The sequence below is a fragment of the Vibrio bathopelagicus genome, assembly GCF_014879975.1.
Lineage (GTDB): Bacteria > Pseudomonadota > Gammaproteobacteria > Enterobacterales > Vibrionaceae > Vibrio > Vibrio bathopelagicus.
Map to the genome: position 1 here is coordinate 1,936,695 of NZ_CP062500.1, position 11,243 is coordinate 1,947,937.

Annotated in this window: 11 protein-coding genes and 1 pseudogene; 2 read left to right on the top strand and 10 right to left on the bottom strand. The window is 43.7% G+C overall.

Features of this window, described 5'->3' with window-relative positions:
- Positions 1-44: 44 nt before the first annotated feature.
- From IHV80_RS08600 to IHV80_RS08620, 5 genes are all read right to left on the bottom strand, one after another.
- A complete protein-coding gene (locus IHV80_RS08600) occupies positions 45-257 on the bottom strand; it encodes an MbtH family protein (RefSeq protein ID WP_192888726.1) in 213 nt (70 codons plus the stop codon).
- 59 nt (positions 258-316) lie between these two features.
- Positions 317-1,972, bottom strand: a complete 1,656-nt coding sequence (locus IHV80_RS08605; RefSeq protein WP_192888727.1) for a multidrug ABC transporter permease/ATP-binding protein — start codon at positions 1,970-1,972, stop codon at positions 317-319.
- A gap of 189 nt (positions 1,973-2,161) precedes the next feature.
- Positions 2,162-4,138 carry a Fe(3+)-hydroxamate ABC transporter permease FhuB gene (gene fhuB, locus IHV80_RS08610; protein ID WP_192888728.1) on the bottom strand — a complete coding sequence of 659 codons (1,977 nt, stop codon included), beginning with the start codon at positions 4,136-4,138 and terminating at the stop codon, positions 2,162-2,164.
- A complete protein-coding gene (locus IHV80_RS08615; RefSeq protein WP_192888729.1) occupies positions 4,135-5,073 on the bottom strand; it encodes an ABC transporter substrate-binding protein in 939 nt (312 codons plus the stop codon). Before IHV80_RS08615 ends, fhuB begins: the two co-directional genes overlap by 4 nt.
- The gene (locus IHV80_RS08620) at positions 5,070-5,849 is read right to left on the bottom strand and encodes an ABC transporter ATP-binding protein (RefSeq protein WP_192888730.1); all 780 of its coding nucleotides are present in this window, start codon (positions 5,847-5,849) and stop codon (positions 5,070-5,072) included. Before IHV80_RS08620 ends, IHV80_RS08615 begins: the two co-directional genes overlap by 4 nt.
- A gap of 238 nt (positions 5,850-6,087) precedes the next feature.
- On the opposite strand from IHV80_RS08620, the gene IHV80_RS08625 reads away from it, so the two are divergent.
- A complete protein-coding gene (locus IHV80_RS08625) occupies positions 6,088-6,861 on the top strand; it encodes a 4'-phosphopantetheinyl transferase family protein (RefSeq protein WP_226088479.1) in 774 nt (257 codons plus the stop codon).
- 18 nt (positions 6,862-6,879) lie between these two features.
- On the opposite strand, the gene IHV80_RS08630 is transcribed toward IHV80_RS08625, so the two are convergent.
- From IHV80_RS08630 to IHV80_RS08640, 3 genes are all read right to left on the bottom strand, one after another.
- Positions 6,880-7,359 (bottom strand): GNAT family N-acetyltransferase, encoded by a 480-nt coding sequence (locus IHV80_RS08630; RefSeq protein ID WP_192888731.1) that lies wholly within the window; start codon positions 7,357-7,359, stop codon positions 6,880-6,882.
- A gap of 119 nt (positions 7,360-7,478) precedes the next feature.
- Entirely contained in the window at positions 7,479-7,616 is a 138-nt protein-coding gene (locus IHV80_RS08635; protein WP_192888732.1) for a hypothetical protein, read from the bottom strand.
- Positions 7,617-7,641: 25 nt separating this feature from the next.
- The gene (locus IHV80_RS08640) at positions 7,642-8,772 is read right to left on the bottom strand and encodes a PcfJ domain-containing protein (RefSeq protein WP_192888733.1); all 1,131 of its coding nucleotides are present in this window, start codon (positions 8,770-8,772) and stop codon (positions 7,642-7,644) included.
- A 243-nt stretch (positions 8,773-9,015) separates the two neighbouring features.
- Between IHV80_RS08640 and IHV80_RS08645 the strand changes: the two genes are divergently transcribed.
- Entirely contained in the window at positions 9,016-9,438 is a 423-nt protein-coding gene (locus IHV80_RS08645; protein WP_192888734.1) for a universal stress protein, read from the top strand.
- A 561-nt stretch (positions 9,439-9,999) separates the two neighbouring features.
- On the opposite strand, the gene IHV80_RS08650 is transcribed toward IHV80_RS08645, so the two are convergent.
- Complete coding sequence (locus IHV80_RS08650) at positions 10,000-10,884, bottom strand: PA4780 family RIO1-like protein kinase (RefSeq protein ID WP_318842404.1); 885 nt, start codon at positions 10,882-10,884, stop codon at positions 10,000-10,002.
- An 89-nt stretch (positions 10,885-10,973) separates the two neighbouring features.
- Positions 10,974-11,115, bottom strand: a pseudogene (locus IHV80_RS25180) (DUF2256 domain-containing protein).
- Positions 11,116-11,243: the final 128 nt, after the last annotated feature.

Sequence of the window (11,243 nt, forward strand, 5' to 3'; positions counted from 1 at the left end):
ACGACAGGCGAAAAGTACAGGTATTGGCTAAAAGTTAAATGGGTTTAGTGTTCTAGGGCGGCTATCGCGTCGCGTAAACTTTTCGGACGCATATCGGTCCAAACTTCACGGATATGCTCAAGACAATGCTCTTTGTTGCCTTTTACACCAACCTCAGTCCAACCATTTGGCACTAAGTGATACGTTGGCCATATGCTGTATTGTTCTTGTGCGTTTATCACAACGGTAAATTCTGTATTTGGGCTATCAATACTCATTCTTTCCTCAACTAACTTTGTTTTATTGTGTTTTTGAGCCTAACTTGGCTCTTAAAAACTCAAGCCACAACACTCTCTAGTGCTTGGTGTGCTTGAGCTAAATTCCCTTTACTCAACTCAATAAGATTGCCGGTATCCATTTTGAAAATACGGTCAGCGGCATCAAAATAAGCGTCATCATGAGTAATCGCGATTACAGTCACGCCCCGTTGTTTAAGCAGTGGCAATAACTGACGGTAAAACAGTTTTCTGAAACGTGGGTCCTGATCAGCGGCCCATTCATCAAGCAGAATACAGCCGCGTTTTTCGAGTACTGACATCATCAGCGCCAGTCGTTTTCGTTGACCTTGTGAGTAGCGAACGTCACTTAACTTACCTTGCTGGTGATCAACCTTGTGTGCCATTTCAAGACGAACCATCCATTCGTCAATATCTTTGCTTTCGATGTCTTGACCTTCGCCATCGACGATTTGATGGAATAGGTGGAAATCACTGAATACTGCCGAAAACTGATGGCGATAGTCTTGCCAATGCGCTTGAGTCACCTCATTGCCATCGACATAAACTTGGCCAGAATGCGGTCGGTAGAGTCCAGTCAGCAAACGCGCAAAGGTCGATTTACCACTGCCATTACCACCAATAATGAAGATGTGTTCCCCACGTTCGATCTTGAAATTAATCGGACCGACGCCAAACGAGTCACCATCAGAATCTGAGCGATAGCGATAGCTAGCCCCCACGAGTTCTAGTGAATTGAATACTTTGGTTTTTGCCGATTTCGGATTCAGGCTTCGATCGGTACTCAACTCTAACGACGACAACTTCTTCATTGAAATGTTGGCAGTAATCAAGGTTGGAATTGAACCGACTGCAGACATCAGCGGGGTTCTCATAAACAACACGACCAATGCGAATGTAGAGGCGACTTCCAACGTTGCCCAGCCTAAGCCTGTCGCAAGGTAGAAGTTCAAACCAATCAGAGCCAATACCACGGTGTTCGCCATGTTGGCAGCAAAACCATTTAGGATATCGGCTTGTGTCACTTCATTCCTGTAACCTTCAGCATTGACTGAAAACGTCTCATCAAAGTAACGCTTGGCCCTAAATGGGTTTAAAGACAGTTCCTTACGGCCATCAATTAAGGATTGGTAATCGTGATACAACTTGTCGTCGTACTCACGAACCTGTTTAACGTGTTTAGTGATGCGCGTAACAAGCAGATAGCCAATGACACCGGTTAAAGAGAGCATTAAAACGCTAACCCCAAACAGAGGCATAGATAGAAAGGCCAAGTAGACTAACGCCACAACCGTTAGTACCAAGCCGTAGATCAACTCAGGTAAATGTACGAATGCAATAGTAATGTTGCGAATGTCAGTGTTGAGCGAGGCAAGCACCCCTGCACTTCCTACTTTCTCGACCTGTTCAATATCGGTGTTCAATAGTTGAGAAACCAATTCACAGCGTTTGTAATAAACGAACTTGTGGCCCAGTTTATGAAGTGCTACCTGAGCAACAGTTGCTGTCACCAACAAGCCAATCAGTAACAAGGTAAACTGAACCAAGGTATTGGAAAGTGGCCCATTGCTTTCAAGTAATTTGTGCTGAATAAACGCGATCACGCCCACGCTCAAGAACGCACTCGCAATACTCAACAAGATCACGAAGGAAAGTGATTTTTTCTGTTTTTCAGCCAGCAATAGGATCAAACCCATTTCATACACACCATTTTAATTAATTATTATTGTGATTATTACTATCAATAAAAAGAAAGATAATCCCATATAAACCGAACTCGATAATCTTGTTGTTTAGTGCTGGATCTAGAAGCTCAACCAGTTTTTTCAACAGACACCTGTTAACAAGCGTTCAGTAGTCGCTTTAAGTAACGACAAGTGACTAAGCTATAGCCTTCTTAAGCCCCACATCAAGTACATACCACCGATAATCGAAGCCACCAAGCCTGCCGGGATCTCTTGTGGGTAAAGCCACTGTCTACCAAGCCAATCCGAGAACAACATCAGTGCCATACCAATTAACGAAGAACAGATCAGATGTTCTTTCGCACGGCTATAACCAAATAGTCTCGCCATGTGCGGCGCCATCAAACCAATAAAGCTTAACGGGCCCACCACCAATGTTGCGCTCACAGTTAAACATGCCACCAAGAGCAACAATAGAATTCGAGATCTTGGTACATTAATGCCTAGAGATTGCGCACTCGCCTGCCCTAAAGGCAAAACATCCAACCATCGCGCACAGAGAAAACCTAACGAGATAAATACAATCGAAGATATAAGTAACGGAACGAGAGTTACCTCAGTGACGTAATACGTTGAACCTGCCAACCAAGCCAAAACTTGGTAACTTCTTGGGTCTCCACCCGCCAATACAAAACTCTGGACCGCATTCATCAAGGCCGTAATCGCAACGCCCGTTAGTAACACCCTTTCTGGTTGAAAGCCTGACTTTTGATTGAGTAGTACAATGATGCCTAAAGTACATGCTGCACCAATAAAACCACCGATATAGAGCCCAACAACGCTGCTGCCAAGCCCCGCAAAAATTGCGATGATCAAACCTAATGCGGTACCAGAGCTGATACCAATAACTTCCGGGCTAGCCATTGGGTTACCACTCAAACGCTGTACGATCGTGCCCGCTACCGCCAACATTCCACCAGCCAATGCCGCAGCGGCTAACCTAGGTAAACGCCATTCGAGCATTGCCCAGTCTTGAGTTTGAAATAACCAACGCCAACCTTCTGTTTGTACCGAAAATAAGCTGAATACGACGAGTGACAGAACAATAAACAAGCTAGCGAGAACAACTGAATGTTTGTTTAATCGTGAAGCCACTTCCTTATGACGCGTGAGCACGGTTTGTGTTTGAGATTGGCTTTTCATTGATAACTTAGGCAGTAACCACAACAACAGTGGCGCGCCCAACGCTGCGGTTGCCGCACCTGTCGGGATAAACATTGACATGATGCCCGGCAGCTGTTGAATAAGTAGATCAGTAAGACTCAATAACAAGCCACCCAACACCATTGATACCAATAGTTTAGGAACTAGACGATGTACCCCCATCAAGCGTGCTAACGCAGGGGCAGCTAAACCAACGAAACCGATAACACCCACTGCACTCACGACCCAGGCCGTCAACAAGACTGCTAGTCCGAGACAAGCAATTCTTAATTTAGGTAACGAAACACCCAGGCTTTTGGCGCTCTGCTCTGATAACTGGAGCAAACTCAGTGGTTTTACGAACAGAAACGCCATGAGAGTCGCAATAGCTAAGCGTGGAGCTAGGTACTGAACATCTTCCCATCCGGTTTGGACTAATGAACCTGCGCCCCAAATCATTAAGCCATTCAGTTTGTCTTGGTTCATCATTAACAAGACAGTACTCACAGCGCCAAAATAGAGGTTCACGACCAAGCCTGATACGATCACTACGGTTGGAGACAAAGCACGTCGCCATGACAACGCAAACACCAAACCAATCGTAGTTACGCCACCAACAAGCGCCACCAGCGAATAAGACCACTCTAAAAGCCAAGGGGCATAAAGCGTCGCTAACATAAGTGCAAAGCTCGAACCGCTCGCGACACCTAACGTAGACGGTGAAGCCAAAGGGTTTCTGAGCACCTGTTGCATCAAGACACCCGCCACTGCCAACGCTGCGCCAGATAACAATGTAGTGAATAACCTCGGCCACCAAGCCAAATGCAGTTTCACTGAATCTGGAGAAGTGAAATCAGCGCTCCACAAACTAGAAAGTCGACTCAGTCCGAACTGAGATACAGATAAGTGTTGGCCAATTAGAGCCAATGTAGAAAGCATTAACAGTGTTAAAACACCAAACGAGAGAGCTCTCATAACACGTCTCCTTGGTTCAACTCAGAAACAATGAACCTTGCAAAGCGTGTTGCTGAAGGAATGGCTCCAAAACTCCAAACAGCTGGAACTTGTAATGCGGAATAGTCTGACTCTTTCACTATGTATTGCCAAAACTGATTTGCTTTAAGGCTCTCTTCGGTGCCCGCAGGCATCGGAGAAATAATCACGATTTGCCCATCGACACCGATCAATTGATCAATACCAACCAAGCTGTATCCCCAGGCATTGGTTTGCCCTTTCCACGCTGATTCAAGGCCAATCTTGTTGATCGAGGCTTTATAGAGACTGTTGTCTCCAAATACACGAACGTGGTTTGTGTCCATGAATTGCACCATTAACATAGCAGGAGCATCGTTTGGTAGCTGAGAGCCTAAACGATCCATTTCAGTATTCGCTTTCTGAATCAAAACTTCAGCTTGAGATTCTTTTTCAGAGACCTCTGCTAGCTTTCGAGTAACCGTTTCTAACGCCGACCAATCAACATCTCCACTTCGGTACAAACCAATGGTCGTGACAGGGGCAATTTTGCTTAGTTGAGTCTCCAGCGTTGAAAACATTGGAGAGAGTAAAATCTTGTCTGGTTTAAGCTCATGAATACGTTCAAGGTTTGGCTGCGTTCGCAAGCCAACATCAGCAACAGTTGGGGGGATTTGAGGAGACTTTACCCACGAGTTGTAATCGGGTATTTGCGCGACTGCGACAGGGGTAACGCCCAACGCCAAAAGCGTTTCAGTGTGAGTCCAATCAATCGAAACCAATCGAGGTCGATCGTCATCATTCATCTCAGGCGTATCTTGCTTGGCTAACGAAAGTGGAGAAAATGCCAGCAAACTCGAGATGACAACACTTGAGATAAGAGTACGAGTAACGTGCGAGCGATGTAATATTGATTGAAAAGACTGTTTGAACATCATGCTGACTCCAAATCACCAGGCATCGCGACTGGGTAACCTGCAGAGTGTTGAGTAATGTGCATAGGCACACCATAGATATCTTTCAATATCGACTCTTTGAATACCTCATCAACCTCGCCTTCGACTAATAGCTCACCGCTATGAAGGGCAATAATGTGGTCACAAAAACGCGCAGCCATGTTGATGTCGTGAATAACAATGATCACCCCAATTTCCAATGTTTCACTCAATCGCTTAATCAATGTCAGCATTTCAATCTGATGGCCTATATCGAGCGCGGCTAAAGGCTCATCCAGCAAAAGGTATTTCGTGCGTTGAGCCAACAGCATCGCAAGCCACACACGTTGGCGTTCACCACCCGATAAAGTATCAACCAAACGATCAGCGTATTGCGCTGTGTCGGTAAGTTGCATCGCCTCTTCAACATACTGCTTATCTTTACTTGAAAGTCGACCCAATAAGCCATGCCAAGGGTAGCGACCAAAGCTCACGAGGTCTTTTCCGGATAAACTGTCGGTTGCAGGTAAATGTTGAGGCAAGTAAGCAATTTGCTGTGCGAAGTCCTTATCAGACCATTTAGCGACCGCTTTATCTTTCAGGAAAATATCGCCTGAAGTCACGCGCTGCTGCTTCGCTAACAACTTTAATAAGGTCGATTTCCCCGAGCCGTTATGCCCAACCAAAGCGTAGATTTTTCCTTGCTCAAACGACACATTGAGTGTCTTGAGCAATTGTTTATCCCCTACGCTAAAACCGAGTCCCTTTGCTTCGAGCATACCTTCAACCTTAAAACACATCATTCACTAAAAAATTAATGAAATACGAACATATTCATAAAATCATTAACAGACACACTTTTATACACTTGCAAAAAATCAAATGCAAACGATTTTCATTTAGATTAAACTATCTGCCATACGACCTTTTCCCTATTTTTTAGAGGTTTAGAGTCCTTACTATGAATAATGGATGCCTATTATTTATTATTCACCTTGTTGCAAAATGGTTAACCTAATGATGAACAACACCTTTCGTGCATTACCAACAGATCACCCATTTATGATTGACGAGTACAGCTTTCAAAAAGAATTGAGCTGCAAAGCTAAGGGGATTGAAATCCATGTCGCGCAGTTTGATCAACAGAGCTTTGACGACAATCTGTTTGATATAATAAACGTGTATTGCCCTATCGCGATCACTCAATCGGTCGACAAAAGAAAGGCGGAGTATTTTGCGGGGCGTTATTTAGTCGCGAGGGAATTACAAAATTGGGGCTTTTCACATCAGCCCCTTGAACAGAATGTCGACCGAAGTCCACGGCTACCAAGTGATGTCATTGGTTCTATTTCCCATAGTAACGATTTAGCCACTGTTGCCGTTTTACGTTCTTCTAATGTGAACAGAGAGAATATTGGGATTGATATCCAACACCTAATCTCCAGTGAAATTTGTGATGATATCGAGAACATGGTCGCAACCGTCCAAGAGGTCGATTTGGTGGTGAGGTATGGATTAACTCGAACAGAAGCTGTGACATTGTTGTTTTCAGCTAAGGAGGCTATTTACAAAGCATTGGCTCGCTTTGTTAGAAGAGGACTAGATTTTAACTCGGCAACATTGATCGAGATTGACAAAGGCACAGTTCAGTTCGCACTGTCCAAAGATATCACTTCGCAAATTTCGGATTCAGAGAGTCATGATGATTCGAGAAGCGTAATTTGCCAATACGACTACTTAGCACAACAGAACGCGTATCTGACGGTGTGTTACTACTCGGCAGATACATAGCGACGATTTTGTTTGAATCTAAAACGAAATGCTCATCACGTAATGTTCTGGGTCGGTTTTAATTTCGACAATTGACCAACCGAGAGAAAGATACAAAGGCGCAATATTGGTGTAGGCGTACAAGTTAGGCGTTGAATATTTCGAGGATTGAGATTGAGGTTGAGATCGATAGTAATCTGGCATTTGCGCGACTGCACGCTTGATCAATTCACTCGCAATACCTTGACCACGCCACTGGGAATCCACATAAACAGCATTGACCCAAACCACATCTCTTACTTGATGAGGTTCTTGAAAATGGGAATACGCTAACCCACCGATGACCACATTATCTCGCAGCACAACAATTACAGGTGGTAACCGGGAGTTATCTAGATTGGCTTCGTCAGGATATGAAGCCTCAAATTCGAAATCCGACCATTCGCTTTGGAAAAGTCGTTCGAGTTGCTGCCAGTATGGTGAGTGTTGTTCACATTGTCTGAATACGACTCTCTGCATTTAAAATTCCTTTTCAAATACTCGTGCTGTGTTGGGATATGTTGGATATGTTGGATATAGATTATAACGTCTATTAAGTTCAGGAATCTCGATTTTGCTTTCTTGTGATAAGGAGGTGGTTATTCCTCTTCCTCATAATGTTCTTCATCCACATCTTGATTGATCTCTTCGCCACAACCCAAGCACTCCGCTTGCAAATCTGTTGGCATGACAATAATCAAACCACAATGAGGGCATAAGTCGCCTTGTTGATACATCTTGTTATTCCTTCTACTGCAACGGCTATTGTTTAGGATACTTTTGCTTACTCAGTTCTAGCCAATCGTGAATGACTTGGCGAGCAGACTCAGATGGCGGTGCATTTCGTTTCCCACAAATCTGGTCAATCTCAAACGGAAAGGCTTTGCTTGGAACGCGGCGCAGACCAATGGTTAAGCGCTGAGGCTTGAACATACGAAATACCACATAGCGGTCGCTCATGATTCGATTGTGATAGACGCCAATACAATGTTTTTGTTCCACGCCCTCTTGTTCAAGGTCGTAGTAATCAGATAGCGGGTGAATGTTGTCATTACCGAGTAAAGGAACTGGATAAGGGATGTCCATGTCAACAGGGCGACTTCCCTCTAACCTTCTCAGTTGGCGCTGTTCTGTCCATCTATCATGCAGTTGTTCAAACATAGCAAAGGAATTTTGACTTGTGATAGCGCGCAATGGATCGTCCATCTCCAAATCTTGACCCAATAGTATCGCATCTTGGAACATGGCCATTTTTGAAGGCGCATTGAGCCTGCCCTCTTCAACCATCGCAATGCCTAATCGACTTCCAGTTAGAAACGGGTGAACCTGATCCAAACGCAGCGCCGTGTAACCCACTTTAGAATAATGTTTAAATTTCAGTACACGCCTTTGCAGCGGTTCCAGAATTCGAACAATGTGGTCAAGCTCATCACCGACGTTGTAATGCAGCTCTAACTTGTCGATAAACTTGAGCGTCGCTTTACTGCCATCTAAGCCGAGTTTAGCTAAGATTTTCTTTTGCCCTAAACGACTCAGTTCCAATGCTTTCTTGTTATCGACACTGTGTTTCATGCAGATTAACGCCAAAATAACGGGTCTTAATTCAAGCAGTTGAGCCGCCTCATAAGTGTTCGCAGCTAACCAAAGCATTTGATATTGATACTCTGGAAAATCATCGGTGATTTCACGATAACGAGCAGGCAACGAATCTAACCAACGACCATTTACATCAAACTGTTCAACAAGATTGAGGCTTAAACCAATACCACCATCAAGTGGGCGTCTACCATCTTCAAACACATGAAAGCCCACGAGCTTTTGCGACCAATCACTGATCTCAATATCGTAGTCAAAGCCTAATGTGCGAGTGGGAATGGTAAGTAATGCTGTCATTGATGCCTCTTCGTTAATGGCGCGTTGAACTGTCGAGCTTATCTAATAGCAAAAAACCTAAAGCTCGATCTAAAGTCACTATAACAACCTTTTGTAAATTTCTTATCAATCAAAGCGATATAAATACGATAGTACTTAGAAGATCTTTGAATGATGATTTTACGCAATATGAGACCTCTTCGATATCATTTACTTAGAGAGAAACTATGCTTGTAACATCACTAATAACAAGAGGCTTTAATTATGGAATACCGACATATTCTGGTCGCACTTGAAATGTCTGATGACTCGAAAATACTCATCGACAGAGCAACCTTCTTCGCGAACAAACTAGAAACGGAACTTTCATTTGTTTATATCGACGGTACTCACGGAGAAATTTACCCAGAACTCGTTGATATTCAACAAAGTAATAATGACCTACCAGTCAATGAAAGTGCTATAAAACACTTAAGAGAATTTGAGGCTTACGCTAAACAGCCGATTCAGCATATCTTTGTGGGTACGGGTGATTTGAATGACAAGCTCAAAGACACCGTGAAAGCGCACAACATTGACCTGATGCTTTGTGGTCATCATCATGATTTTTGGCATAAGATCATCTCGCACTCGAAGCAATTGATAGACTCTTCTTCTGTCGACATACTCGTCGTTCCTATGGACTAGCTGCTTCTAAAGACTAACTGCTTCCATGGACTAGAGCTCCTAAAGACTGTCGCTCTTAAAAAATAGCTGTTTTGGCTTGTAAGGCCAAACTTCATTAGCCAACCTCTATCGGTATTATTGGTTGGCTTACATCCCCTCTTCAATCCTCTTATTTACCCCAATTCGACAATCACCCACTTACTGAAATCATTTACCTTGTTAGCTTATCAACTTCGTAAGCGTTTAATAATTTACAAATAACGATGTAATCAATAAACAAATTAGTCTTTGTGGTTTCAACAACAACTTAATAGTTGACGATAATGTGTTACTACACAAAGCACCACAACTCGTTGATGAACTGACAAACAAGAACAAAGCGGACAGTACTTCTATGATACTGAACCGTTAACTTTATAATAAATAAGATAAAATAAAACCCAACAAAGCTGTAACTCTGTTGGGTTTATTAGTTTGCGCGAAGCTGTTGGTTGAAACTAAAGATGTCGTTTCAACAAAGGACTCTCTGAGGATTCAACTAAGGATAAAAACTGATCATTACATTTTCTATTACTATTACCGCTATTCAGCCCAGTTGAACTTACTCTCGTCGACACCTTCTTTTTCTTCCTTAACGCGCTCACGTCGGCTTTGCTCTTCAGCGCGGGCTGCGTCAATTTCTTGCATGATGGCATCAATATCCGCCAAGGCGTCACTTTCTGTAAACTCACCCGTTAGTTTGCTGTCCGGCTTCAAATCACCTTTCTCAAACAGTGCCCACATTTCTTTAGCATACTCAGTGGTCGCCAGTTCAGGGGCAAACTGCGCGTAATAGTCACGGATATTATTAACATCACGAGTCAGCATCCACTCAGCATTGTTATTCGCAGAAGCATCGACCGCTTGCGGCAAATCGATAATCACAGGGCCGTATTCATCAACCAATACGTTGAACTCAGACAAGTCGCCATGAATTAAACCAACGCAAAGCATTTTAACGACATAAGTCATCATCACCGCATGATCTTCAATCGCTTGTTCACGCGGCATCACCACATCATTCAATCTCGGAGCGACATAACCTTCGTCATCAGTCACCAACTCCATCAACAGTACGCCATCAAAGCAGCCATAAGGGACAGGCACACGAACGCCTGCTTCTGCCAGCTTATACAAGGCATCTACTTCAGCGCTTTGCCATACTTTTTCTTGTTGCTCGCGACCGAAACCAGAGCCCTTTTCCATAGCTCTAGCGCGGCGGCTATTGCGGACCTTTCGACCTTCTCGATATGCCGTTGCTTTTTTAAAGCTACGTTGGCTTATTTCCTTGTACACCTTGGCACAACGGATCGTATCACCACAGCGTACTATGTACACTGACGCTTCTTTGCCACTCATTAGTTGGCTTTTCACCTCGTCGACTAAACCATCGTCAACTAAAGGCTGTATTCTTTTAGGTATCTTCATGTCGTCTTTATACATGAGTTACCTGACAGATAAAATATTAACTCGTTAAATGAGTGGTTATTCTCAATAGATTCTTAAATGAAGGGAGATTATGTGGGTTTTGTCTTATGGCGACGACAGCGTTCAGAGCAATAATCACCTCTTCCCAACACCGTTGTCATTTTTACGCCATGAGAAAGGTTTGAGGCAAACAGAACATGTTCTTGTGAGCAAGTGTGATATCTTGTGCATGGTCGCTTCCTTGTCGATGAGTCCACTTCCTGCGTTTAGTAGAGATTCCCTATTACGTTCGTTCCTCACTTTAGGGAATGACGACGGTTATTCTAATCGTTCCTGACTTTAGGGAGTGGCAGCGGCGT